Raw genomic sequence first — 24065 nt, 5'->3', positions numbered from 1 at the left:
GGTCACTTACCTTCCCTTGACTTACGCATTGCGTCGGAGATCAGGTCGAGCGCAACGAGGAGCACCACGCCGAAGAGCAAAGCCAGCAGCGACATGGCAGTGGAGATTTGAGAATTGGACTGGCCGAGCTGGTAGAGCGCGACCTGCAGGTTCATACGGCCGAGCAGCGAGGCGACGGTGTATTCGCCCAGCACCACGGCGATGGAGATAAAGGATGCCGAGAGAATCGACTGCCATAGGTTCGGGATGATCACCTTGAGGAACACCTTGGGCCAGGAGGCACCGAGCGAGCGGGATGCCTCGACCAGCGTCTTGACGTCGATGGAGTTAAGCCCCACGGCGATCGCGCGGAAGGCGAACGGCATCACGAGAATCACGTAGGCGAAGCACAGCCAGATTGGGTTGGTGCTCAACACGTCGGCGGACAGCCAGCGGTAGATCGGGCCCAAACCCACCACCAGTACGATGGCCGGAATGGTCAGCGGCAAGGTGGCCACCCATTCGATCGCACGCTCTAGGGCTTTGGACCGAATATGCACGATGACCATGGTGGGCACCAGCAGGATGAGCATGATCGCGACGGTGACGGCGCTCAACGACAGCGAGATGCCGACGCCCTGCCATAGCACGCTCAGATCGGCGCCCAACGATTCGCCGTTGCCGGTGAAAATCGCCGTCCACGGCGCGGCCGACCAGCGACCGGACAACGGGTGCCGCAGCGTGAAGATGAACATGGCCAGCAGCGGCACGAACAGGAACGACAGGGTGGCGAACAGGATCACGAATTTGATGATGCTCTGCCTGCGCACGCGGGCGGCACGCAGCTGCGGCGGCTTGACGCCGGTGCCGACGGTTTCGCCGGTGCCGACGGTTTCGACGGTGCGTATGGTTCGGGAAGTCATTGCCAACGTCCGGCCCTCTTCTCCACGGCGTGGCTCAGCAGCATGACGATGGCCACGACGATGATCATTGCGAATGCCAGCACCTGGGCAAAGCCTTGCTGGTTGGGGTCCATCTCATTGCGCATGGCACCTTGGATCATCAACGGCACCAGAATCGAGCGCTGCGAGAACAGGGCTGCGGCGGTCGCATAGGCGGAGAACGCGGAGGCGAACAACAGCAGGAACGCCGAGATGAAGCGGGGTGCCAGAATCGGACAGGCCACACGCGTCCAGTACTGGAACGTATTGCCACCGAGGGATTCGCATGCCTCGCGCCACTGCGGGCGAATCGAATCGACCGCGGGCAGGAAGATGATGATCATCAGCGGAATCTGGAAGTAGCAGTAGACGGTCACCAGCCCCGGCAGGGAGCTGAGCCAGTTCGGGTTCACGGTATAGCCGGTCAGGGTTTTGATGAGCATGGTGCCGATGCCGTTGATGCCGAGGGTGGCGATGAACGCGAACGCGAGCATCACGCCGCCGAATTGGGCGAGCACGGAGGAGATGGCGGAGACCATACGACGCAGCAGGCCGTTCGGCTTGGCACCGATGACCAGTGCGTAGGAAGCGAGCGCGCCCACCACTGCGCCGATCAGAGAGGATGCTAAAGACACCAGAATCGAGGTGCCGAATGCGGCGATGGTGTTGGCTTCGAACATCTTGTGGAAGTTCGCAAGCGTGAAACCGCCGCTGCGATCCTGGAACGCGCCGATGATCACGATCACGGTGGGTGCCAGCAGGAAGCAGGCGGTGTAGGCGAAGAACGGGAGCGTGGTGGCGAGCGTGCCAAGCTCCTGACGGTGCTTCGCCAGTGCGGACGAAGCGGGGGACGATGCGGCGGACGGACCCGCGGCCTTGGAGGCGACGGGTCCGTCCGGCGCGATGGGTGCGATTGCGGCGGTCATCGTGGACTCTCAGTTGCCGATCGTCTTGTCCCAGTTGTTTTGAAGCCACTCGGTGATGCGGGTGGAGTCATCGTTGCTGTAGGTGACCGGCTGGCCTTCGATGGTGATGGCGTCTTTCAGGGTGGCCTGGTCGACGGTGCCGTCGGCCTTCATGGAGTCGAGCAGCACCGGGTTGGCACCGCCCTTGAACCACAGGTTCTGGGTTTCGGCGGTGTACAGGTATTCCTCCCACAGGCGTGCGGCGGCGGGGTGCGGCGCGTCCTTGTTGATGGCCTGGTTGTAGTAGCTGACGACCTGGGCCTTCGGGAAGGTCTTGTACTTCCAGTTCACGCCCTTGGACTTGAGTTCCTTCTTGTAGGAGGCCTGGTTGTAGGTCCAGTCGAAGACCACGCCGGTCTGGCCAGAGTCGATGGTGCCGTTGGTCACATCGATGGTGTTCAGGTTGCCGGCTTCCTTGAGCTTCTTGAAGAAGTCGAGACCGGGCTGCAGGTTGTTGATGTCGCCGCCGGCGAGCTGGTTGACCATCAGATAGCCGTTGAAGGCCGCGCCGGCCTCGGTAGGCTTGCCGTTCAGGGACACGGTGCCGGCGAACTTCGGATCGATCAGGTCGTTCAGGGAGGCGACATCGCCGTACTTGTCGGCGTTCCAGCCCACGGACATGATGCCGGTGTAGTCGGCGTAGTAGGCGCCGTCGGCGTTCTTGGCAGCATCAGGGATCTTGTTCCAGGCCTGCACCTTGTACGGGGCGAAGTAGTCGGTGGAGGTGGCGGCGATGGCCTGGCCGACATCGAAGACGTCGGGGGCGGCGTCGGTGCCCTTGTTGGTCTTAGCGGCGTCGAGCTCTTCCTTGGATGAGGCGTTCGGGTTGAGCTCGGTGACCTTGATCTCCGGGTACTTCTTCTTGAAGCCCTCGATGACCTCGCCGTAGTTGGACCAGTCGTGCGGAAGGGCGATGACGTTCAGCGCGCCCTCTTCCTTGGCGGCCTTCTCAAGGTCCTCCATGGTGCCGAAATCGGCGAGGGAGGTGGCCTTGGCGGACTTCTCGTTCACGGTGACGGCCTTGCCGGAGGTCTTGGCGTTGCCGTCGGAGGCGTTGCTCGAACCGCAGGCGGCCATCGAAAACGCGAGTACGGCGGCAAGGGAGCCGGCCGCGATCTTACGCAGGTTGTTCATACTGTTCCTTTTCTCAACATCATCCAGACGATGGTCTGGGGAATCAGGCCCGTGATGCGCGGCATCCGCACGGCCTGCAAATCCAAGAGAAGAAACTAAGCGCCCAACCTGTCCTGACGGTGGCGCGACGATGAACTGCGTTCGCCATTTGGTGTCCGTCCGCTGAACTTAGGGAAACCCGGCATGAACGAACGACGGGAACGGGCACGGCAACGACAACGGACGACGTGTCGGCCGTGGGCCGACCACCGGCCGACCCACGTCATCCGCCCGCCGCGCAGCGCCTACCTCAGCACACCCTCAATCAATCGCGTGATGAGTTCGGTGTAGCTCACTCCGGTGGCATCCCAAGCCTTGGGATACATAGAAATCGGCGTGAAGCCGGGCATGGTGTTGATTTCGTTGACCATCACCGTGCCATCAGGCGTCACGAAGGTGTCCACACGGCTCAAGCCGGCACCATCCACGGCCTTGAACGCACGCCGGGCCACGTCACGCACGTCCTCAAGCACGCTGACTGGCAGATTGGCAGGCACTTCCACGTGGCTGGCGGAGGCATCCATGTACTTGGAGTCGAAATCGTAGAACTGGTCGTCGTTCTGATGATCGAGCACGATTTCGCCGGGCCAGCTGGCTTCAGGCTCGTCACCGGCCTTCGGACACAGCACGGCACATTCGATTTCGCGGCCATCAATCCCCTGCTCAACGAGCACCTTCCAATCGTGCTCGCCGGCGGTGGCGATGGCGGCGGCCAGACGATCCTGCTGGGTCTCGCGGTCATCGGTTTTCTCGACCTTGGTCACACCGAAGCTGGAGCCGGCGCGTGAAGGCTTGATGAACAGCGGATAGGTAAGACCGGCGTCCTCGATCTTGGCAAGCACATCGGCGGCGGTGAAGTTGCGCGCATCGACCGTCACACCCGGCGCGGTGGGAATGCCGGCGGCACCCAGCACCACCTTGGTGTAATGCTTATCCATGCAGGCGGCGGAAGCAAACACTCCGCACCCCACGTACGGCACACCCATCATTTCCAGCAGGCCTTGAACCGTACCGTCCTCGCCATAGGGACCGTGCAGCACTGGCAGTACCGCGTCCACATGGCCAAGGGAGGTCAGCGCATGGTGCATTTCCGGGTCGGGCATGCTGACGAAGCTGGTGCCGAAGCCGGAATCGGCGGAATTGATGTGGCTGGGCTCGCCGATGAAGAAACCGTCCTGGCCGCGAGAGGGGTCAAGCATCACCGGGCGCGATTCCGGGGTGATCTTTACGGTCGGCAGCTCGCCGCCATCCAGATTCCAGCCACGAGGATCTTCGCCGTTGATGATCCACTTGCCGTCCTTGGTGATGCCGACCGGAATCGGCTCGAACCGTTCAGTGTCCATGGCCCCCAGCACACCGGCAGTGGAGATGCAGGAAATTGAATGCTCGTCTGCACGCCCACCATAGAGCACCACAACACGCTTCTTGGCCATAACCATCCTTTTATTGAAACTACAACCGTTTTCAAGCCTATGCTTTGCACCGCCAACCGGACCGAACCGCGCTCGGACCGCCGCGCACAAGAGACACACACCAGTCTACTCGCGCACGTCAACGACGTATACGCCACACGACTTTGCACGTACAACGTATACGCCACGTATACGTCGCTTCTCTCGTTATTCGCCGGTAACTTCGTGCCCGAACAGTCCGGCAAGCATCTCCGAGCAGGAAATGCCTTCGTTCAGCACACGGCTCATCTGATATGCCAATGGGGTCGGCACATCAAACTGCTCGCCAAGAGCCACCACCGCATCCGTGGTGGGCACGCCTTCGGCCACACCGTTGCTGACCTTGGTGGCCTCCTCGACCGTCAATCCCTTGCCGAGATTCGCGCCGAACGTATAGTTACGAGACAGCGGAGAGCCACAGGTGGCGATGAGATCACCCACACCGGCCAAGCCGAAGAAGGTCTTGGGATCGGCGCCAGCAGCTGCGCCCAGCGCGGTCAGTTCGGCCAGTCCACGAGTTTCGATCATGGCTGCGGTGTTCTCACCATAGCCGGCACCGCGGGCCATGCCCACGGCCAGCGCGGTCACGTTCTTCAGGCTGCCGCACATTTCCAGGCCGATGACGTCGGTAGTCACGAACGGCTTGAAATAGGAGGTGGTACATGCCTCAGCCACCTTCGTGGCATTATCGAGGTTCGTACAAGCCACCACGGTGGCGGCAGGATGACGATCGGCGATTTCCTTGGACAGGTTCGGTCCGGAAATGGCGGCGAACCGGTCGGCCGGCAGGTCAAGGGATTCGCGGACGACTTCGTCCATACGCTTGTTGGTGCCACGCTCGATGCCCTTCATCAGGCTGACGACGATGGCGTGATCGGGAATCAGTCCCTTGAATTCGACGAGTGCCACTCGCGCGAACTGCGCGGCGATGGCCACAACCACGATGTCCGCGTTCTTGACGGCTTCGGCGCGATCCCCGGTGGCGGTCATGTTGTCCGGCAACTTTTCGACGGACGGCAGGCGCACGGTGTTGTGGTGGCGATCGCGAATGTCCTCGACAATCCGCTGCTCCTTGGCCCACATGGTCACCGTGTTGCCGGCGTCCGCCAGCACTTGGCCGAAAGCGGTACCCCATGCTCCTGCACCGAGAACCGTTATATTTTTACCCATATCAAATTCCTACCTTCGCTTGTCGCGCAACTTCATCGGTACAATCTTGTGCCATGCTACTCGCCTAGGCTCCCCGTACGGGAACTTGTGCGGCTACTTCTCAGCCGGGAACGGGCCGCCGGCTTCAGGCCAAGGCTTGCGACTCATGCTGCGGTAGTCCCAGTAGCCTTCAGCGGGGAACTGTTCGCCACGAATTTCCTCCAGTACTGTGTTCATGCGTTTGAGCACGCGCCACATCAGCTCGTTCACGGCCTCGGCAGGCGGTTCTTCACCCCATGAGTCCATGTCGGCAAGCAGATCGGAGTAATCGAGCGCATGGTCATAGCACATCACCACGTTTTTGCGCGGCCATGGCCACCAGTGGTTGATGGAGGCGGCACCCCACGTCACCGCCGGGTACAGCGGCACCTGATGCCCCAGTCTGCGCGAGGATTCAAGGGCGATATATCCCACGCCCTCCTTAATGCTCATCACCCACTTTTTCGGGTCGCGGGTCACGGTGCCTTCCGGCCAGACCGTCAGCGGACGGCCGGACGTCAGAATATCAATCGAGGTCTCTTCGATCTGCTTGGCCTTGCCCGAATGACGCTGCACCGGCTGCATGCCGACCAACTGGAACCATTTGCCGATCAATGGCCACTTCGCCATCTCGGCCTTGGCCATGTAACGGGGGCGGCGGCCCATGTGGAACAGGCTCATCATCGGCACGAACACATCAAACATGGTGATATGACTGGCGGCGGTGATGAACGGTCCGGTTTCCGGCACCTGTTCCAAGCCCCAGGCCTTGGTCTTGCAGCTGGCGCGGAACACCCCGGACACGCCGGCCAGCAACCGTTTCGTGGCCTTGGGATTCTGCGCGTCGATCTCCGGCTGATTGGGCGTGCGAGGGCCGGTCGGGTAATACTGTGTCGAGTCCACAAGCGTGTGGCGGGCGGCCAGACGCTTGACCTGCTCATCACTCAGCGGGCTTACGGCCGAACGCGGCGACGGTTTTCCTTTGGATGCCATGGTCTCTATTGTGGCACGGACCACCGCCCAACGATTCCAGCGCAACGTTCCCGGGAACGTGTCGCGGAACCACACCTCGCACCCCCCGCCCAGCGAAACATTCCCCGGAATGCGTCGCACAATACGCGGCGGCCCGTCTGCACACACCATGCGCGCAGACGGGCCGCCGGGGAAACGTTCGAATCACTCCACCGCGATGGCGTCGATCTCCACGAGCGCGCCCTTGGGAATCATGTTGTTGCCAAAGGCCACGCGGGCGGGCTTGACGGAGCCGATGAACGCCTCAGCGTAACGTGCGTCCACTTCCTTGAAGTCCTCGACGTTCTTCAGGTAGATGGTGGCACGGCACACATGCTCAATGCCGGTACCGGCAGTGTCGAGAATGTGCTTAATATTCTTCAGCGCCTGTGCAGCCTGCTCTCCAGCGGTCTCGCCCGCCAGTTCGCCGGTGGCCGGATCAATGCCCAGCTGGCCGGATACGAACACGAAGCCATTGGCCTTCACCGCCTGGCTGTATGCGCCCAGCGCGGCCGGCGCCTCGGAAGTGGCTACGGCTTCCATCTTTTCGCTCATATTGTGCTCCTTCTCATCTTGGGGCGCCCACCTGCTGCGGCCGGCGCCGGTACACATCACCACCGGCTACGACCAATCGCACGATCAGCAACGATTGGCAATGCCGATTACGTAGCAGTCTACTGAGCGAAGTCGCGTTTAGCGCGCATGATGCCCGGCATACGGCCATCAACAGACTATTCCTTGCTATTCCAGACGATTCCAGACGATTCGACTACCGTTCTCGCCAAACCGGGCGGTTTTTCCACGACCCAAGCGAGCCGGCATCACCGACCCCGACACCAGCACCAGCACCAGCACCAGCACCAGCACCAGCACCAGCACCAGCACCAGCTTTGCACGCGCTTAATATCACGCGCCGAATATGCAAAAGGCTTCCGGCGGCTAGCCGAAAGCCATGCTGGTGGGCTTGATGGGGATCGAACCCACGACCTTCTGTTCCGCTTGGCCAGAAACTGAGTGTATCAGACAACACTGATTGGGGCTATAATCGCTGGAATTCCGCCATTTCTGCCTTTAGTTGTTTTCTCGTTGGAGGGCCCAAAACTCGCTGAATCGGGAGGTCATCGTTACTGAATCGTTACTGGAGGAACAGAATATTTGCCGCATGTCACTTAGCCATGCAAAGCAACCAGCATGAGCGAAACAGTGGCAATGGCTGATTTGTCATAAGGCGTTAACTGCCCAGGACCATCCGTCTCCGATCAGCGGCAAGCAGCTTTGTCTTAGTCTTTGGCATATCCACCGACGGCATCCTTCAAAGCCGCGCGCAGCCCTTCATCTACCGCGTAGATGTACAGCTCCCGAACGCCACGGGTAAGCAGGACATTCAGCTGATTACGGATAAACGTTCTGTTGAAGTCAATGGCGTCTTGGACAATAACGTCCTTTGTTACGCTTGAATCATTGGCGCTTGAATCATTGGCATTCGAGTCGTCGCCCTCTTTGATGACTTTGATAGCTGGATCTTTGGAGTATTCCGGTTCAAATTGAATGTATTGCACTTCCTCTTCATGCCCATCGACCCCGCGCTTTATCCACTTGCCTTCGTCATTGTCACTGATATGGCCGCAGGTCACCGATGGGCCAATGATGACGGCGGCGACATTGAGATCAGCGCCCTGCACGGTGAAATAAGAGCCTACCTCCTGCTCCGTGTTACGCCTTGAAACCCAGTGATCATTCTTATCCGCATTATCGCCAAAGCTGGTTCCATCTAGATCCACAGACTCCGCAGACTTAAGCATGGATTGGCCATCATTCCATGGCATATCGAAAGAATCAAGCAGTCGTTCGCCTTCCTTGAGATCCGGCACAGGGGTAAGACCGTCCTTCTCCCACTTCGGCATTCTCCATTCGGCATGTCCATCAAGTTTCTGAATGCGGTAGAGCGTCACAGATCCTCGATGCTTGGAAGAACTAAAAGGCCAGTCGTATGTTGCAGTTATACGACAAAGGTCTGTTATCGGATACGCGGAAGACAGCTTACTCTTCTTCCGCATATCCTCAAGCTCCTCTCTGAATGATTTGCGTCTATTATCCAACGCCTTGAGCATGGCCAGAGGAGAACTATAGACCTTGACGCTATATTGCTTTTCATCGAAAGGAATGTAAGCGCCATCATCAGTGCCCTGAGATTCCTCGTCGGGAATTGGCTTGATAATACGGGATGCCGAGATGCCACTTGACGCCGACTTGGCTGTAATGAACATCTCGTCTTCATCAGCTCCTGTCAGCGCCTGGATCCAGTGGACCATAGCATCGCTGCCGCAAATGCGGAATTGCTGGTTGAGCCTCAGTCGTTGCACCGTGACTGGAATCGGTTGTTGCGCAGTCGTTTCAGTGGATGGCAGATTCATCTCATAAGGTTCGCTTCGTAGCAGGCGCTCCTCGTGTTCCCCTGGATTCTTCTCGGGGTATTTCCCCTCGAACAGCTTTTCCAAAAGCTGCCGATCCCATTGCATTCTTGAATTCATTATCTGATGGGGATCGAACACCGCGATAACGACCTTCGCCCTCCGCACAATCCTCGAGAGATAATTCTTATGCGTCATGAATCCCTTGGCCGTGAACAAGAGATGAGCCTCATCCACAAGTACGATATCCGCTACATCGTGAGTATTTTTTTCAGCGAATGTGCCAGCCTTCAGAACATTATCGGATTCAGCCAAAGCCCCTGCACGACGCGATTTTAAAATATTCTGAAGTTTGGCAACTTCCCTATACTGCTTTAACAATTCCTCGTTATGTACGAGCAGTTTCACCAACGGCGGGGTCTTCATGTCGTATTCAGTGCACAAACGATAGAATAACGAGCTCAGCACGATTGATTTGCCTGTTCCGGCGCTGCCTTCGAGCAGGAAGAGCCGATGCCTGGGATTTGCCGGCCATTCCGACACCACCCGATCAGCGATAGCACGAACCTCATCTATTGCCTTCTTCTGACCATCACCAAGGCTGTGGAATGGCGAGAGCTTGTAAGTGGACAAATTCCAAATGTTCTCTTCGAGCTCGAAAAGTGTGCTAAGCGTTTTCTGCTTTTTCGCCTTTTTATGGGAGGATTGGGCGGCATCATGCTTACTTTGAACATCAAGTATTCGATCGTTATCACCGCAGAGACGATTCCAGATTGCCGAAACGACATACGGCATTGCCTCAGCGGTAAAATAGCGTCCTTGGGCATTGGGTCGACCATTGAGGCAGTGGACGTTAGCGACCGATTGCATATAATCGATGAGCTTGTTTTCGATATCAAGAGTCAATGATTTATTGAACAGTCCTTGATGAATTACAAACTGACGCACTTCGACATTGTTTTTCAATGCATAAGAGATGGTTTTATCAGCTATTGTTTGCTTCTCCCTTGCCCACTTATGAGCCTCACTCTCATTCCCTGCATCATCGACATGGTCTTCGTCGTCCTCGACGTGAAGAACATGCTGGACAGTTCGTTGAGCGATATGGTTGGTCTCTCCCACATACACGGTCCAGTCGCGACGGTTATCGCCTTTGTTGTAACCCTTGTAACCGCCTTTGGGCTCATGGAAATACACGATATAAACAGTCGGTTCGTGCAATAGTAGATCAATCTTGCGCCTGACTTCATCATCCGACATTGACTGATTATCGTCGGTTAGAAAATAGCCCCCGCCATTGGATGGATCCAAACATTCCCTGAACGTGTTCTCGTACTCAGGAGTCTTCAGTTTTGCTTCGTTCGCTTCGTTAGTCGGAGAATCTTCTTCCCCTGCGTCTTTCGGCAGCTTGAAGTAGGGGACATTGGCAATGATTGGGGCCATATCGCTATCGTGTTCGATTGATCGACGCACTGCTTTAGCAAAAGCATTCATTTCTCTTTCACCTTTCCTCAGAAATATATTCTGATTCAAAAGACGTGCAGCATTTCGCCTTGGATTAGAAGAAAATGTCCTCACTTTCCAAGAAGCTGCCTTTCCTATGGGGACTTTATCTACTCTCATTCCTAGGACTTAGCTCGCTATATGCACACGTCGCTCTCCCGCAATTTGAACGATGCCTAGATTCTTTTGACGCTAAGCCTACCTTCAATGAGAAGCTTGTGTATGAGGTTACCACCATGAGCTTTGTTGTCCATAGTTGAACCATAGGTGGAAAGTAACCTGACAACTTTTTGATCCATGTCTGTCTTTGCATCTTGGTCAGAAATCATGGTTCCATCATCTTTCTTCCAAGGCCGGTAAAAACACCACAGCCAGGTACTGCTCCTGCCATGCTGCGCTTCGGCGCTTGGGATCTGTACTGTCATACCGAACATGAGCTCCGTATCGCTGCTATCGCCGCAGGATTACGCGCGCTTCCCCGGACCGACGACGATGTGCCGTTCCTATGCAAACTTATTCTTCTCCATGTCGATCGCCTACTGTTGCTTATCAATGCCGCAGGCTGGCTTGAAGAACTGGCTGATTTGGACGAAAAGATTCGACGCATGCTCAACCCACCAGCACCACGGCAAGCTATGGGCGCATGCCCGCACTGTGCACATGGCGTCGTGTGGGCAGAGGAGGGAGCTCCGATGGGCAGATGCTCCGCATGCGGCTCCCTCGTGCAACGCCATGAAGTGGCGGACAGACTCCTAGCACGGCTTAATAAAGCCACCGGTTGGATGACGGCATCCGAATACCGCGACCATCTTGCAAGAGAAGGTATCCGGATCCCGACCAGCACCATCCGTGGATGGTCACACAGAGGACTAATCCATGCAAGAAACGATGGTCGTATGCCTGTCAAACGACTGGTTGAACTCACCCGGGAACGTAGCCGTCCCCGCAACCGCCGTAATTAGAAAAGCGCCTTCAATGAAGACGCTTTTCTGTTTGTGGGCTCGAAGAGATTCGAACTCTCGACCTTTCGCTCCGGAGGCGAACGCTCTATCCAGCTGAGCTACGAACCCAAACCTAACTAATTCTACACCACTTTCAGAGGTGGCGAGGTGCTGCAGTCATCGTTACTAATCGTTACTGAGACTGTTTTTTCAATTATTGCTCAAGTTCACAAACCCAGTCAGCAGTAGGGCTGGCCGGTAACTCCGACAGAGAGTGCACCCGGAACCTTCTGTTCCGGAGACAGACGCTCTATCCACTGAGCTACAAACCCGAGTAACTTCTTTACTGTACACCACATCACGCTGCATGAGGCACATACGTCGCCAAAATAACGAGAAAATCGCCATCATCGGCTCTACAATGGGGTTATGTCGGAACCTACAGATGACTTCGAATACGAACGCCGCTTCTTCTGCCGCGAGCTGCCGGCGGAATACGACGACGGCGACGCCCCGACCCTCATCATTCAAAGCTACTACGTGCATGCCGACAATTACGCCTTGCGCGTGCGGCTGGTCTCGCACAAGGTTCACGTCGACATGACGTCCGACGTAAATCCGGTGGCCGTGCTGGACGAATACCGCGACCGGTTCTCGGAAGCGTATGTCACCGTCAAAGGTCCGTCCGTGGGTGGCACGCGCTACGAGGTCGAGCGCGAGATCGACACGCGCATCGCCGCCGAACTCATCAAGCGCGGCGGCTCGGTAATCATCAAGAACCGGTATTCCGTGTGGATTGCGGAAGACGGCTGGAGCGTGGACGTGTTCGGCGGGCCGAACGCGCCGCTCATCGTAGCCGAGGCCGAACGATCCGGGCCGGTTACCAATCTGACGATTCCGAAATTCTGCATCACCGAAATCACCGATCAGGCGCGATTCAATAACGATGGTCTCGCCAACCGTCCGTTCTGTAAGTGGGCGGACGATTTCGAGGAGGAGCTGGCGCTGGAGGGGCCAAGATTCCAGCAGTATTTCGGGAAGAATCGGATGGTTTAGGGGAAGCAATCAAGTACGCTCGCGCGCTCCTCTCAGTCATCTACGCCTGACAGCTCCTCTCAAAGAGGGGAGCCAAAACCAATCAGTACATGAGGGTGGCTAGGCGACGGCGGGCGCGGGCCAGACGCGGGTCGGTGGGTTCGGGGATGGCGAAGTATTCGAGCAGACGCTTGCGAACCTGCTCGATATCGGCCTTGTGCCCGGCGGCCAAAAAGTCCAGCAAACGATCGAAAGCGTCTTGAATCTGGCCACCGATCATGTCGATATCAGCCACGGCCAACTGCGATTCCACATCGTCCGGCGCTGCGGCGGCAGCGGCACGTACGTCACGTACATCAGCGGCCCTGGAGCGGGCCAGCAACAGCGCCTTCGCACGTTCGCGGGCGGCCAGTGCATCGGACGGGTCGGATTCGAGCACGCGCTCGTATTCGGCGGCGGCACCGGCGTAATCGCCCTCCTCGGCCAAACGATGGGCTTCGGCATGCTCCGGCGGCACCTGCTCAGCACCCGCGCCGGCACCGGTGGCACCAGCGCTCTTGGCGGCATCGGAATCAGGATCACCCGAGTACGGCGCGGTACCGTTCACACCAGACTGTGCGGCGGCCTGAATGATCTTCGGAATCACCTCGTCGGTAAGTTGCTTGAGCTCGTCGTCACCCGGAAGGCCCTGCAACAGCGGCATCGGACGGCCGGCAATCAACGCAAACAGTGCGGGCGCGCCCTGTACTTGCAGCGCTTGGGCAATCGAGGGATTGGACGAGATATCGATACGGGAGAGCTGAATCTGGCCGTTCAGGGCATTCACCGCGTCGCCCAGTACACGGGCCATCGGGAACAGGCGGTCATCGGTCGGCACCCACAGGAGCAGCAGGATCGGGAAGGTCGCAGAAGTCTGCACCATTGCCTGGAAGGTGTTTTCGGTGGTGTCGATCACGTACCCACCAGCGGCAGGCGCGCCGCCCGCTTGGCCGGGCTCGGCCTTGACCTGATGCTTCAGCGCCTCCAAATCGACGGCGCCCGCCAATGAGACTCCCGGATTGAACTGCTGTTCTGCCATAATGCCTCCCGATTCCACGCGATTCGCGTACAACAACAATCACATTTGCTGACATTGATTGTAATGCCGATTCCCACCACGTAGGGATTCTTCCACTACGCGGTGAAATTCCCACCACGTAGCAAAACGCCCACCACGATGTGACCCCAAACGGCATCATTATGCGAAAGGTAAGATTTTATCGACATCGTGGTGGACGAATCACATCGTGGTGGGGCGTTAACCGCGCGGTGGGTGGCGGCAACAATTACAGCGCTTCGACCTTTACCGGCTGACGGTCGGCGCCCACGGCGGTGATTTGCGCACCGGAGCTTGCCAACGGAATGTACAAGGCCACCACGTTCACATACGTGACCTTCATGGTGCTGGTGTACTTGTCGCTATTGAACAGCGCCTTCTCGTCGTCGGAAGCCGGCTGCGATTCGCGGCCATCCCCTGCCTTGCGAGTCCATTCGCCGTTAATACGGCCAACCACCAAATCACCGGCACCGTCTGCAGCACGCATCACCCACATCTGTTCAGGCACAGCGGTGAATTTCTGCTCTTGCGTACCGTTGTTGCGTTGCATACCTTCCTGCACCTTGGCCGTGGTATTGGCCAGTTCCTGGCGCAGCAGATCGTCTGCGAACTTGGAAGCGTATTGGCTCTTGGAACCGTTCTGCAGCACATCGGCGTATTGGGTCAAGGCATCGGCGGGAGTGGCCACCAGCTTCTCATCCTTTGCGGTGCCCATCTGCGAGCCAAGAGTCGGAATCTCGAACTTTGGCAGCTTGGCTCCCTCAAACAGTCGAGCCATGGCCATCAGCTTGTAATTCTGCTGGGCGGATTCCTGATCGAAGACCAGCAAACGCTTGGACTGCTGATCTTCGGTGGTGGTCGTGATGGTGAACACCGAGCGAGGCCATCCGTCGTCCGTAGGAATCACCGTCTGGGCGATGTCCTTGGGAATGGTCGCATATTGGGACATACCGCCGCCACGCTGATTGATCGTGGTCTGGCTGATGCGAATGTCCAGCTGGGGCCCGCCCATAACGGCCGCATATCCATCGGGATTCTTGGCCTGATCGGCTTCATCGATCGTCTTGAGAATCTTCAGGCGAATCTTCTTCTCCTGCGTCTCGGTCAAATCCGGCGCAACCTTGGTGGAGGTATCGGCAGCCGGCGTCGGCAGCCGGCCTTCACAGGCGGTCAACGGCACGACCAACGCCACGCAGGCGAGGGCGGCCACACACAGTTTGTTCCATCGCTTGTTCATCAGCTTTCCTCCTGTCCGGCATCGGCCGAGTCGTCTCCGGTATTGACCTCTTGGGCCAAGCGGGAGAAGTAGGCCTGCAGTTCGTCAGGGGTGATTACCGAAGTCGCTTCGTTATCGCCGGCGCTGAAGCCGGTCTCAGCGCCGCTCTCGGCACCGGTCTGCTGGTCGGCGACCAGGTTACGCGAACTTGGGTCGATGATAACCGGTGTTTCGGTGGCTTCAGATTGCGAGGACGCACGGCCCGAACGCTGATGCGTGGCGTGGCGGCGACGATTACGTCGACTTGCCCCATCCGGCTTCCCGGACACTGCGATGCTGGCGGGCGCCTCTTCCTCAATTACGGCGCTTGCCGTGCCTTCCACCATGCGCTTGCGGCGCTTATGCGGCGGCATGGCGAACACGGAGGCGCACAGTACGGCCAGCACGGCCAGCAATCCGCCGGACAGATAGAACGGCATCGCAAAGTCCGGCACTTCGGAGCGCACCCAGTGCAGCTGCACCTTGGCGTTGGTGGCATTTTCGCCCAGATCCACAATGGCTACCGTCGAGGCGCCGGTCTTCTTGCTCTCCAGCGAAACGGACCCAGTGCCGCATCTCACGTCAGTCCACATATCGGAATCCTTGAACGACACCGCGTCATCGGCACTGGTAGGCGCTCCCTGACTCGTGCTGCTTCCCTTCCGGGTGCTCAGCTCGCTCCATGATGCCAATCCGGTGATGCGGGTATAGGACTTCTCGGACGCGACCCATCCGGCAACATCCTTGGCCGGACCCAACGCCACGCACGCCTCGTCCTGAGAGGATCCCGAGTCCACGGTTATCGTGGCGTTCTGATCCAACAAGGTCAGCACATTCGGATCAGTGACGGCATACCGGGAGCCGCTCATGGTTGCGGAAGCGGTGATTTCGGTGGAAGGCTTCCATATCGTGGCATTCATGTACCCCAACACCACAGCCGCCACGGCCAATAGGCCGAAGATAGGCGTCACCACTCCACGCATGATCTTGGCATGACGAGATGGACGCTTGGCGCCCTTATCCGGTCTTGTAGTCTGTTCTTCAGCACTCATAACTCAACCATTCTACAATCTTCACCTGTTTATTACCTAGGAGCGCAGAAAATCAAGGTTTACCAGTAGGGTGGTGTGCCATGCGTAAGTCTGTTAAGTCTATGTTATCCCCCCTCGGCAAGGCCGTTGCTCTTGCCTGTTCACTGGCGATGTGCGTGTCGCTGGCTGCCTGCTCCAGTTCGAACTCGGACTCGAAATCCTCTTCTTCCGATTCCTCTTCATCTTCCGACTCTTCTGACAAGAAGGGCCAAATTGCCGGCGTGACCGCCAAGGGCAAGCTCGGCGAGAAGCCGACCATCTCCTTTAATACGCCGATGACCGTGTCCGACGGCTCCTATGTGGTGCTGCAAAAGGGCGATGGCGACGTGATCGAGGAGGGCGACCGCGTCTGTGCCCAAGGCATCGCGCTCAACGTTAAAGACGGCACCGAGCTCATGGACACCTGGACCAAGAACACGCCGGATTGCTCGCTGAAGGTGGATTCCAAGACCCTCTCCTCGACCTACTACAACCAGATCAAGGGCGCCAAGATCAACACCACGATCGGCTTTGGCGTCAACGCTCAGGATTCGTCCGGATACTCTTACATTCTGGCGATGACATTTGTCTCCAAGTCCAAGGACCTGAAGAAGGCCACTGGCGAGGAAGTCAAGAATGTGCCGGCCAATCTGCCGAAGGTGACGCGAGCCAAGAATGGCAAGCCGTCCATTGACATGAACGGTCAGGGTTCGGTTGATTCGCTGATCTCGCAGACGCTGATCAAGGGTAACGGCGCCAAGCTGACCGACAAGAACACCGTGGTAGTCAAGTACACCGGTTGGCTTACGAATGGCAAGCAGTTCGATTCGTCCTGGGATCGCGATTCCACAATCGACGCCGATCTGTTCAGCGATTCCAGCGGCCAGCATCAGGTTATCGAGGGCTGGCAGAAGGGTCTGGTCGGCCAGACCGTCGGCTCTCAGGTTCTGCTGGTGATTCCGCCGGATCAGGCCTATGGAGATAAGGAGCAAGGTTCGATTCCCGCCAACTCCACGTTGGTCTTCGTAATCGATATTCTCGCCGCGTACTAAAAGATATAGCAGGGGCTCCCTCTGATGAGGGAGCCCCTGCTATATCTAGAACAGCCTGAGACTGTCGTCCTCGGTGCCTTTCATATCGTCGTAATCGAGAATGAGGCAGGTGAAGCCGCGGTCCTTGGCCAAGACCTGGGCTTGAGGCGTGATGGTTTGTGCGGCGAAGATGCCGTGCACCGGGGCCAGCAGCGGATCACGATTGAGCAGTTCGCAGTAGCGAGTCAGCTGCTCGACGCCATCAATGCCGCCGTGACGTTTGATTTCCACAGCCACATGCTCGCCTTCGGCATTCACGGCCATAATATCCACTGGGCCAATGGCGGTCGGGTATTCGCGACGCACCAGCTTGGCTCCCTTGCCGATACGCTCGATCTGCTCGGCCAGATAGCGCTGCAGATGGTCTTCCACGCCATCCTTGATGAGACCCGGATCTTCGCCCAGATCATAGGTTTGGTCGGAATAGATGTGTTGCAGCGTCACTTCAAGAATGTCCGAGCCCTTGTCGGCGCTGACACGTAACACCTTTTCCGGCTCACCAGCGGCGACACTTTCCGGGGAATGCGTCGCGGAATCACCATCCACAGCCCCACCAGCGACACTTTCCCGGGAATGTTGCGCAGATTTGGCGGCTGGGTCGATCTCACGAATCGTGCAGGGCGCGGTCATCCAGTTCAGCGGCTTGTAGGAGCCCAATTCGGAGAAAATCAACAGGCTGGAATCGGCCTTGATCAGCAATACACGTTTGGCCAGGGGCAGTGAGGCGTTGAGGCGGCCCGAATACTCGGCCGAACAGTCGGCAACAATAACTCGCATAGGCCACCACTGTAGCGCAACACATGGCATACATAGCAAAAGGGGCTCTCTGGAAAACCAGAGAGCCCCTTAAGGAGTTGGTTCAGATCACTCGGCGATGCCGGAGTACTGGACGTCGTGGCCGCGCTCGACCGCCACGGTGAGTTTGTTCGAGTCGAAGGAAATGAATCCGTCGGTCACCTCGAACATGTGACGATCGCCATCGGGCTCAACCACGGTGAGCGTACCCTGCTTGATCACTGTGAGCACAGGCTCATGGTCGGGCAGGATGCCCATGCCGCCCTCAGAGGCGGGAATGGTCACACTCGTCGCCTCGCCGTGCCACACAGGGTGGTCAGCGGCGACGATGTTGACCTTCATCGTGGTTTTTTCCGCAGCCATCACGCACCCAGTTCCTTCTGCATGTTGTGCCACTTCTCTTCGAGGTCGTCGATGCCGCCGATGCCGGAGAACGCCTGCTCCGGGACGTCGTCGTACACGCCGTCGCAGATGCGGGTGAAGGCTTCGATGGTCTCGTCGGCCGGCACGTAGGAGCCGGGGCGACCGGTGAACTTCTCGGCCACGTAGAAGTTCTGGCCGAGGAACTGCTCGATCTTGCGGGCGCGGTTCACAGTGGTCTTGTCTTCCTCGCTGAGCTCGTCGATACCGATCAGGGCGATGATGTCCTGCAGTTCCTTGTTGCGCTGCAGAATCGCCTTGACGCGGTTGGCGCAGTCGTAGTGGGCCTGGCCCACGTAACGCGGATCGAGGATTCGCGAAGTGGAGCTCAGCGGATCCACGGCCGGGTAGATGCCCTTGGAGGCGATGTCACGGGAAAGCTCGGTGGTCGCATCCAGGTGGGCGAAGGTCGTGGCCGGGGCCGGGTCGGTGTAATCATCGGCCGGCACGTAAATGGCCTGCAACGAGGTGATCGAGTGACCACGGGTCGAGGTGATGCGCTCCTGAAGGGAACCCATCTCATCGGCCAGGTTCGGCTGGTAACCCACGGCGGAAGGCATACGACCCAGCAGGGTGGACACCTCGGAACCGGCCTGGGTGAAGCGGAAGATGTTGTCGATGAACAGCAGCACGTCCTGGTTCTGCACGTCACGGAAGTACTCTGCCATGGTCAGTGCGGTCAGCGGGACACGCAGACGGGTACCCGGCTGCTCATCCATCTGGCCAAAGACCAGTGCGGTCTTCTCAAGCACGCCGGCCTCGGCCATTTCGCCGATCAGATCGTTACCCTCACGGGTACGCTCGCCGACGCCAGCGAACACGGACACACCACCGTGGTTCTGGGCCACGCGCTGAATCATTTCCTGAATCAGCACGGTCTTGCCCACACCTGCACCACCGAACAGACCGATCTTGCCGCCCTGCACGTACGGGGTCAGCAGGTCGATGACCTTGATGCCCGTTTCGAACATCTGGGTCTTGGACTCCAGCTGGTCGAAGGCCGGCGGGTTGCGGTGGATTGGCCAACGCTCGGAGACGGTGATGGTCTCATCCGGCTTCTTGTTGAGGATGTTACCGGACACATCGAAGACGTGGCCCTTGGTCACGTCGCCGACAGGCACGGAGATCGGGACGCCGGTGTCGGAGACGGAGGCACCACGGACCAGGCCGTCGGTGGGCTTCAGAGCGACGCAACGGACCGTGGAATCACCGAGGTGCTGTTCGACCTCGAGGGTGATCTCGGTCTCCTTCGCCTCGCCTTCTTCCTTGGCGCCGGTGTTGACGATCGTTACTTTCAGGGCGTTGTAGATGTCGGGCAGATGACCCACCGGGAATTCAACGTCGATAACCGAGCCCTGGACGCGGGTGACGCGACCGTTGGTAGGCTCGGCCGCAGTGGTCTGGTTGTCAGCCATATGCGTTCCTACTCTTCCTTCTTGGTCAGCGCGTCGGCGCTGCCGATGATTTCGGTAAGTTCCTGGGTGATCGAGGCCTGACGGGAAGCGTTGAGCTTGCGGGTAAGGTCATCGATCAGGTTTCGCGCGTTGTCGGTCGCCGTGTGCATGGCGTTCTGGCGGCTTGCGGTTTCCGACGCGGCTGCGGTCAGCAGGCACTCGTGGATTCGGGACTTGATGTACTTCGGCAGAATCGCGTTCAACACCTTTTCGAGACTGGGCTCGAACGTGTACAGCGGGGCGATGTCCGCAGTGGACGGGGCCGCTTCATCGGGCGACGGCACCTTGGTCTCGTTCTGCACGATCTCGACCGGCAGCATGCGCAGCACGCGCACCTTCTGCACCACCATGTTGATGAACTCGGTGTAGACGATGTAGAGTTCGGAGACTCCACCCTTCTCGGCCGGTTTCATGTAGGCGTCCATCAGGGTGTCGGAGATCGTTTCAGCGATTTCCACGCCGGGCTGGTCGGTGTTTCCTTCCCACGTCGCCGCGATGTCACGATTGCGGTACTTGTAGTACGTCGAACCGCGACGCCCGTACACGAACAGCTCCGGCTGCTTGCCTGCCGCATCAAGGCGGGACAGCAGCGACTCCGTTTCACGGATAATCGAAGAGGTGTACGGGCCGGCCATGCCACGATCCGAGGTGAGGGCGAGAACGGCCACACGCGGGTTGTTCTCGTCCTTCACCGCAATCGGATGCGTGATATGGGTGTGGGCCACCAACGCTTGCACGGCATCGAAAATCGCATCGGAGTACGGCTTCGCGTTCAGGGCCACATCACGGGCCTTGGCGATATGCGAAGACGCGATCATCTCCTGAGCGTTGAAGATCTTCGCCAACGACTCGGTGGAGTGGATGCGTGATTTCAATGCGAGTTGCGAGCCCATGGCTTACTTTTCTCCCGCCACGATCTTTTCCTGATCGACCGGCGCGGCCTTGTCAACGTCCGGCTTCTTCTCGACCAGCGGCTTGCCGGCGGAAGAGACGAACGTCGAACGGAACTCATCCACGGCCTTATCGAGGGCAGCCTCGGTGTCGGCGGTGAATTCCTCGGTCTCGCGAATGGTCTTGAGGATATCGGTGTTGTGGTCGATGTAGTCCAGCAGTCCCTGCTCGAACGGAAGGACGTCCTTCAGGTCGAGGTCGTCGAGCTTGCCGTGGGTGCCGGTCCATACGGACACGACTTCCTGTTCCGGCGAGTACGGGTGGAACTGCGGCTGCTTCAACAGCTCGGTCAGATGGGCACCACGGGTCAGCTGGGCCTTGGAAGCCGCATCCAGATCGGAAGCGAACATGGCGAAGGATTCCAGCGAACGGTACTGCGCCAGGGAGATCTTCAGCGTACCGGAGACCTTCTTCAGAGCCTTGGTCTGTGCGGCGCCACCGACTCGGGAGACGGAGATACCGACGTCCACGGCGGGGCGCTGGTTGGCGTTGAACAGATCGGACTGCAGGAAGATCTGGCCGTCGGTGATGGAGATCACGTTGGTCGGGATATAGGCGGACACATCGTTCGCCTTGGTCTCGACGATCGGCAGACCCGTCATCGAACCGCCGCCCAGGTCATCGGAGACCTTGGCGCAACGTTCGAGCAGGCGGGAGTGCAGGTAGAACACATCACCCGGGTATGCCTCACGCCCCGGCGGGCGGCGCAGCAGCAGGGAAATCGAACGATAGGCCTCTGCCTGCTTGGACAAGTCATCGAAGACGATGAGCACATGCTTGCCGTTGTACATCCAGTGCTGGCCGATGGCCGAGCCGGTGTACGGGGCGATGTACTTGAAGCCAGCGGAATCGGCTGCCGGGGAGGCCACGATGGTGGTGTACTCCATGGCACCGGCGTCTTCCAAGCTCTGCTTCACCGAGGCGATAGTGGAGCCCTTCTGGCCGATGGCCACGTAGATGCAGCGGACCTGCTTCTTCGGGTCGCCGGATTCCCAGTTGGCCTTCTGGTTGATGATGGTATCGATCGCAATGGCGGTCTTACCGGTCTGGCGGTCGCCGATGATGAGCTGGCGCTGGCCGCGGCCGATCGGGGTCATCGCGTCGATGGCCTTGAGGCCGGTGGACAGCGGCTCGTCGACCGGGTGGCGGTGCATCACGTCGGGGGCCTGGGCTTCGAGGATACGCCGGCCTTCGATGTTCTGAATCTCACCGAGGCCGTCGATCGGCTTGCCCAGCGGGTCCACGACGCGACCGAGGTAGCCGTCGCCGACGGGCACGGAGAGCACTTCGCCGGTGCGGCGCACTTCCTGGCCTTCCTCGATTCCAGCGAAATCGCCGAGGATCACCACGCCGATCTCACGGGCGTCAAGGTTGAACGCCAGGCCGAGCGTGCCGTCTTCGAACGTCAGCAGCTCATTGGCCATGCAACCAGGCAATCCCGTCACATGCGCAATGCCGTCACCGGCCGTGGCGACATATCCCACCTCTTGGGTGGGGGTGTCGCTCGGCTTGTACGACGACACGAAGTCGTCGAGGGCCTTGCGAATCGAGGCGGGATCGATGGTCAGTTCTGCCATGATCACTCCTTCTATTGGTTATTGTTCAGTCAAGTCTTTGCTTGTGTGTGGTGTTGGACGGATTGGATCGGCCGGTCAGGCCGGAGTCGCCTCCGTCTGCACCTTGCGATGAAGGTTCTGCAGCTGTGCGACCACGGTGTTGTCCGTGACTTCGTCGCCCACCTGAATGCGCATACCACCCAGCACGGTCGGATCGACCACCGAGTTGATGTGCACCTGGCGGCCCACCTTGGCGGAGTAGACCTCGACCAGTCGCTTGATCTGTTCCGGCTTCAACGGGGTGGCGGTGGTCACGGTGACCATCGATTCGCCCATATGGCGGGAGAGCTTGTTGATCAGCCACTGGATGGTTTCCAGGTATCGGCGGCGGCGCAGGTTGCAGGTGGCGTGCTCGGCGAGCCTCATGGTGACCTTGTTCAGGGTCTTGCCGGAGAACACCTCGTGGAACAGCTTCACACGGGCTTCGCTGGTGGCCTGGTAGTCGTACAGCTTGGCGCGCACAACCGGCAGGTTCAGCAACGCGGAATGCAGTTCGGACAGCTCGACGGAGACCTGCAGCGTGGCGCCGGTGGCGTCCGCGTAGTACATCATGGCGTCCACGCCGAAATCCTCCACCGCGTTGGCGATGTCCCGCGCACGGCTCCAGTGACGGGAGACCAAATCGGTCATGATCTCCATGGTCATCGGATGCACGTTGTCGCCGAGCAGTTCCGTCAGCACGGCCACCTTGTCGGCAACCGGGCGGGACGGGTCGGTCAACGCGCGTTCGAGCTGGATGCTGTCGTCGAGCACCTTGGTGATCGTGAACAGTTCGTTGCCGATCCGCCACGCGTCCTCACGGGTGTCGCGCAGTTTCGGGGCCAGCGAATCACGCGACTCGCGGTCTGCAATACGTGATGCCTCTCCTCGCATGGTCACCTCCCTTTCTGGTTACGGATGGTCACGGTCACTTCTTGACGGCCAGATCGTCGATCATCGAATCGATCATCGAGGACTGCACGTCGTTGTCTTCCAGCTTGGCGCCAAGGATCTTGCCGGCCAGAGCGGTGGCAAGCGCACCGACCTCGCCCTTGAGCGAGACGATGGCCTGCTGGTGCTGGGATTCGATCGAGCGCTGTGCGGATGCGGCGATCTGGGCCGCATCGGACTCGGCGCGCGAACGGGCGTCGGCGATGATGTGAGACGCTTCGGCACGGGCGTCGTCGCGGATCTTGGCGGCGTCCACACGGGCGGCGCTCAGCTGGGCCTCATACTTGGCCTTGGCCTCGTCGGCGTCCTTCTTAGCCTGCTCCGCCTTGGCGATGTTGCCTTGAATCTTGGCGGCACGCTCGTCGAAGATCGCATTGAACTTCGGCATGAAGAACTTGTAGAAAAACACCGCAACGATGACAAGAATGATCAGCGACCATACGATGTCATAAACCTCAGGAATGAACAGGTCAATCCCGCTTGCTGCTTGTGTCATCAAGCCCTCCTTTCAGTGATGGACATAATCGGTTTTCGTCTGTTGATCAGCGGATGATCAGGGCGGCGACGAAGCCGATCAGTGCCAGCACCTCGACCAGAGCCAGGCCGATGAACATGATGGTCTGGATCTTGCCGGACATCTCAGGCTGACGAGCGGTGGATTCCATGGCCTTGCCGAAGAGGATGCCCAGACCAATGCCAGGGCCAAGAGTACCGATACCGTAACCGATGACGGACAGGTTGCCGGCGACCTCTGCGAGGGTGATGATATCCATTGTGTTTCCTTTCTAA

23 protein-coding genes and 2 tRNA genes are annotated in these 24065 nt (G+C 58.8%); 2 read left to right on the top strand and 23 right to left on the bottom strand.

The features are described 5' to 3' along the window. Positions 1–2: 2 nt before the first annotated feature. From MMB48_RS01650 to MMB48_RS01595, 12 genes are all read right to left on the bottom strand, one after another. Positions 3–902 carry an ABC transporter permease gene (locus tag MMB48_RS01650; protein WP_230581256.1) on the bottom strand — a complete coding sequence of 300 codons (900 nt, stop codon included), beginning with the start codon at positions 900–902 and terminating at the stop codon, positions 3–5. Next, the gene (locus tag MMB48_RS01645; protein ID WP_032744587.1) at positions 899–1846 is read right to left on the bottom strand and encodes an ABC transporter permease; all 948 of its coding nucleotides are present in this window, start codon (positions 1844–1846) and stop codon (positions 899–901) included. Before MMB48_RS01645 ends, MMB48_RS01650 begins: the two co-directional genes overlap by 4 nt. Positions 1847–1855: 9 nt before the next feature. Further along, positions 1856–3019, bottom strand: a complete 1164-nt coding sequence (locus MMB48_RS01640) for an ABC transporter substrate-binding protein (RefSeq protein ID WP_032744586.1) — start codon at positions 3017–3019, stop codon at positions 1856–1858. 284 nt (positions 3020–3303) lie between these two features. Then, a complete protein-coding gene (locus MMB48_RS01635; protein ID WP_032744585.1) occupies positions 3304–4491 on the bottom strand; it encodes a D-alanine--D-alanine ligase family protein in 1188 nt (395 codons plus the stop codon). Between the two features lie 186 nt (positions 4492–4677). Next, positions 4678–5679 (bottom strand): NAD(P)H-dependent glycerol-3-phosphate dehydrogenase, encoded by a 1002-nt coding sequence (locus tag MMB48_RS01630; protein ID WP_032744584.1) that lies wholly within the window; start codon positions 5677–5679, stop codon positions 4678–4680. Between the two features lie 93 nt (positions 5680–5772). Beyond that, positions 5773–6690 (bottom strand): lysophospholipid acyltransferase family protein, encoded by a 918-nt coding sequence (locus MMB48_RS01625; protein WP_050496273.1) that lies wholly within the window; start codon positions 6688–6690, stop codon positions 5773–5775. Between the two features lie 183 nt (positions 6691–6873). Further along, a complete protein-coding gene (locus tag MMB48_RS01620; protein ID WP_007054771.1) occupies positions 6874–7263 on the bottom strand; it encodes a Rid family detoxifying hydrolase in 390 nt (129 codons plus the stop codon). 186 nt (positions 7264–7449) lie between these two features. Beyond that, positions 7450–7593 carry a hypothetical protein gene (locus tag MMB48_RS01615; RefSeq protein ID WP_155270633.1) on the bottom strand — a complete coding sequence of 48 codons (144 nt, stop codon included), beginning with the start codon at positions 7591–7593 and terminating at the stop codon, positions 7450–7452. Positions 7594–7988: 395 nt separating this feature from the next. Further along, complete coding sequence (locus MMB48_RS01610) at positions 7989–10613, bottom strand: DNA/RNA helicase domain-containing protein (RefSeq protein WP_032744582.1); 2625 nt, start codon at positions 10611–10613, stop codon at positions 7989–7991. Between the two features lie 185 nt (positions 10614–10798). After that, positions 10799–11047, bottom strand: coding sequence for a hypothetical protein (locus MMB48_RS01605; protein ID WP_136527179.1), 249 nt, complete (start codon positions 11045–11047; stop codon positions 10799–10801). 571 nt (positions 11048–11618) lie between these two features. Then, a tRNA-Arg gene (locus MMB48_RS01600) sits at positions 11619–11692 on the bottom strand. 117 nt (positions 11693–11809) lie between these two features. Beyond that, a tRNA-Arg gene (locus MMB48_RS01595) sits at positions 11810–11895 on the bottom strand. A gap of 97 nt (positions 11896–11992) precedes the next feature. Between MMB48_RS01595 and MMB48_RS01590 the strand changes: the two genes are divergently transcribed. Then, positions 11993–12619 (top strand): CYTH domain-containing protein, encoded by a 627-nt coding sequence (locus MMB48_RS01590; RefSeq protein WP_032744580.1) that lies wholly within the window; start codon positions 11993–11995, stop codon positions 12617–12619. An 82-nt stretch (positions 12620–12701) separates the two neighbouring features. Here MMB48_RS01590 and MMB48_RS01585 read toward each other — a convergent pair whose 3' ends face one another. From MMB48_RS01585 to MMB48_RS01575, 3 genes are all read right to left on the bottom strand, one after another. Then, positions 12702–13676: a tetratricopeptide repeat protein gene (locus MMB48_RS01585; protein ID WP_012576749.1), complete on the bottom strand. Its 975-nt coding sequence runs from the start codon at positions 13674–13676 to the stop codon at positions 12702–12704. Between the two features lie 247 nt (positions 13677–13923). After that, a complete protein-coding gene (locus MMB48_RS01580) occupies positions 13924–14931 on the bottom strand; it encodes a hypothetical protein (protein WP_012576748.1) in 1008 nt (335 codons plus the stop codon). Continuing rightward, complete coding sequence (locus MMB48_RS01575; protein ID WP_032744579.1) at positions 14931–16001, bottom strand: hypothetical protein; 1071 nt, start codon at positions 15999–16001, stop codon at positions 14931–14933. Before MMB48_RS01575 ends, MMB48_RS01580 begins: the two co-directional genes overlap by 1 nt. A gap of 80 nt (positions 16002–16081) precedes the next feature. Between MMB48_RS01575 and MMB48_RS01570 the strand changes: the two genes are divergently transcribed. Further along, complete coding sequence (locus MMB48_RS01570; protein ID WP_032744578.1) at positions 16082–17071, top strand: FKBP-type peptidyl-prolyl cis-trans isomerase; 990 nt, start codon at positions 16082–16084, stop codon at positions 17069–17071. A 45-nt stretch (positions 17072–17116) separates the two neighbouring features. Here MMB48_RS01570 and nucS read toward each other — a convergent pair whose 3' ends face one another. The 8 genes from nucS to atpE all read right to left on the bottom strand — a co-directional run bounded on the left by nucS (position 17117) and on the right by atpE (position 24049). Then, positions 17117–17887, bottom strand: a complete 771-nt coding sequence (gene nucS, locus MMB48_RS01565) for an endonuclease NucS (RefSeq protein WP_007051476.1) — start codon at positions 17885–17887, stop codon at positions 17117–17119. Between the two features lie 87 nt (positions 17888–17974). Next, positions 17975–18268: a F0F1 ATP synthase subunit epsilon gene (locus MMB48_RS01560; protein ID WP_012576745.1), complete on the bottom strand. Its 294-nt coding sequence runs from the start codon at positions 18266–18268 to the stop codon at positions 17975–17977. After that, positions 18268–19740, bottom strand: a complete 1473-nt coding sequence (atpD, locus tag MMB48_RS01555) for a F0F1 ATP synthase subunit beta (protein ID WP_012576744.1) — start codon at positions 19738–19740, stop codon at positions 18268–18270. Before atpD ends, MMB48_RS01560 begins: the two co-directional genes overlap by 1 nt. A gap of 8 nt (positions 19741–19748) precedes the next feature. Continuing rightward, entirely contained in the window at positions 19749–20672 is a 924-nt protein-coding gene (locus MMB48_RS01550; RefSeq protein ID WP_032744577.1) for a F0F1 ATP synthase subunit gamma, read from the bottom strand. 3 nt (positions 20673–20675) lie between these two features. Beyond that, complete coding sequence (gene atpA, locus MMB48_RS01545; protein WP_032744576.1) at positions 20676–22307, bottom strand: F0F1 ATP synthase subunit alpha; 1632 nt, start codon at positions 22305–22307, stop codon at positions 20676–20678. 75 nt (positions 22308–22382) lie between these two features. After that, a complete protein-coding gene (locus MMB48_RS01540) occupies positions 22383–23219 on the bottom strand; it encodes a F0F1 ATP synthase subunit delta (RefSeq protein WP_032744575.1) in 837 nt (278 codons plus the stop codon). 34 nt (positions 23220–23253) lie between these two features. Then, the gene (locus tag MMB48_RS01535) at positions 23254–23772 is read right to left on the bottom strand and encodes a F0F1 ATP synthase subunit B (protein ID WP_032744574.1); all 519 of its coding nucleotides are present in this window, start codon (positions 23770–23772) and stop codon (positions 23254–23256) included. Between the two features lie 46 nt (positions 23773–23818). Beyond that, positions 23819–24049 carry an ATP synthase F0 subunit C gene (gene atpE / locus MMB48_RS01530; protein WP_012576739.1) on the bottom strand — a complete coding sequence of 77 codons (231 nt, stop codon included), beginning with the start codon at positions 24047–24049 and terminating at the stop codon, positions 23819–23821. Between the last annotated feature and the right edge of the window lie 16 nt (positions 24050–24065).

Source organism: Bifidobacterium sp. FKU, from assembly GCF_026016385.1.
Taxonomy (GTDB): domain Bacteria; phylum Actinomycetota; class Actinomycetes; order Actinomycetales; family Bifidobacteriaceae; genus Bifidobacterium; species Bifidobacterium infantis.
The sequence above is the reverse complement of the archived record's forward strand: the minus strand, read 5'-3'. Positions and strand labels throughout refer to the sequence as shown.

Bases quoted from the DNA above. Each gene is read 5' to 3' on its own strand.
- MMB48_RS01645 (WP_032744587.1), bottom strand. From the start codon at position 1,846: ATGACCGCCGCAATCGCACCCATCGCGCCGGACGGACCCGTCGCCTCC.
- MMB48_RS01605 (WP_136527179.1), bottom strand. From the start codon at position 11,047: ATGACAGTACAGATCCCAAGCGCCGAAGCGCAGCATGGCAGGAGCAGT.
- nucS (WP_007051476.1), bottom strand. From the start codon at position 17,887: ATGCGAGTTATTGTTGCCGACTGTTCGGCCGAGTATTCGGGCCGCCTC.
- MMB48_RS01620 (WP_007054771.1), bottom strand. From the start codon at position 7,263: ATGAGCGAAAAGATGGAAGCCGTAGCCACTTCCGAGGCGCCGGCCGCG.
- MMB48_RS01650 (WP_230581256.1), bottom strand. From the start codon at position 902: ATGACTTCCCGAACCATACGCACCGTCGAAACCGTCGGCACCGGCGAA.
- MMB48_RS01640 (WP_032744586.1), bottom strand. From the start codon at position 3,019: ATGAACAACCTGCGTAAGATCGCGGCCGGCTCCCTTGCCGCCGTACTC.
- MMB48_RS01585 (WP_012576749.1), bottom strand. From the start codon at position 13,676: ATGGCAGAACAGCAGTTCAATCCGGGAGTCTCATTGGCGGGCGCCGTC.
- MMB48_RS01540 (WP_032744575.1), bottom strand. From the start codon at position 23,219: ATGCGAGGAGAGGCATCACGTATTGCAGACCGCGAGTCGCGTGATTCG.
- MMB48_RS01535 (WP_032744574.1), bottom strand. From the start codon at position 23,772: ATGACACAAGCAGCAAGCGGGATTGACCTGTTCATTCCTGAGGTTTAT.
- MMB48_RS01610 (WP_032744582.1), bottom strand. From the start codon at position 10,613: ATGAATGCTTTTGCTAAAGCAGTGCGTCGATCAATCGAACACGATAGC.
- MMB48_RS01625 (WP_050496273.1), bottom strand. From the start codon at position 6,690: ATGGCATCCAAAGGAAAACCGTCGCCGCGTTCGGCCGTAAGCCCGCTG.
- MMB48_RS01575 (WP_032744579.1), bottom strand. From the start codon at position 16,001: ATGAGTGCTGAAGAACAGACTACAAGACCGGATAAGGGCGCCAAGCGT.
- MMB48_RS01580 (WP_012576748.1), bottom strand. From the start codon at position 14,931: ATGAACAAGCGATGGAACAAACTGTGTGTGGCCGCCCTCGCCTGCGTG.
- atpA (WP_032744576.1), bottom strand. From the start codon at position 22,307: ATGGCAGAACTGACCATCGATCCCGCCTCGATTCGCAAGGCCCTCGAC.
- MMB48_RS01550 (WP_032744577.1), bottom strand. From the start codon at position 20,672: ATGGGCTCGCAACTCGCATTGAAATCACGCATCCACTCCACCGAGTCG.
- MMB48_RS01570 (WP_032744578.1), top strand. From the start codon at position 16,082: ATGCGTAAGTCTGTTAAGTCTATGTTATCCCCCCTCGGCAAGGCCGTT.
- MMB48_RS01635 (WP_032744585.1), bottom strand. From the start codon at position 4,491: ATGGCCAAGAAGCGTGTTGTGGTGCTCTATGGTGGGCGTGCAGACGAG.
- MMB48_RS01560 (WP_012576745.1), bottom strand. From the start codon at position 18,268: ATGGCTGCGGAAAAAACCACGATGAAGGTCAACATCGTCGCCGCTGAC.
- MMB48_RS01590 (WP_032744580.1), top strand. From the start codon at position 11,993: ATGTCGGAACCTACAGATGACTTCGAATACGAACGCCGCTTCTTCTGC.
- atpD (WP_012576744.1), bottom strand. From the start codon at position 19,740: ATGGCTGACAACCAGACCACTGCGGCCGAGCCTACCAACGGTCGCGTC.
- atpE (WP_012576739.1), bottom strand. From the start codon at position 24,049: ATGGATATCATCACCCTCGCAGAGGTCGCCGGCAACCTGTCCGTCATC.
- MMB48_RS01630 (WP_032744584.1), bottom strand. From the start codon at position 5,679: ATGGGTAAAAATATAACGGTTCTCGGTGCAGGAGCATGGGGTACCGCT.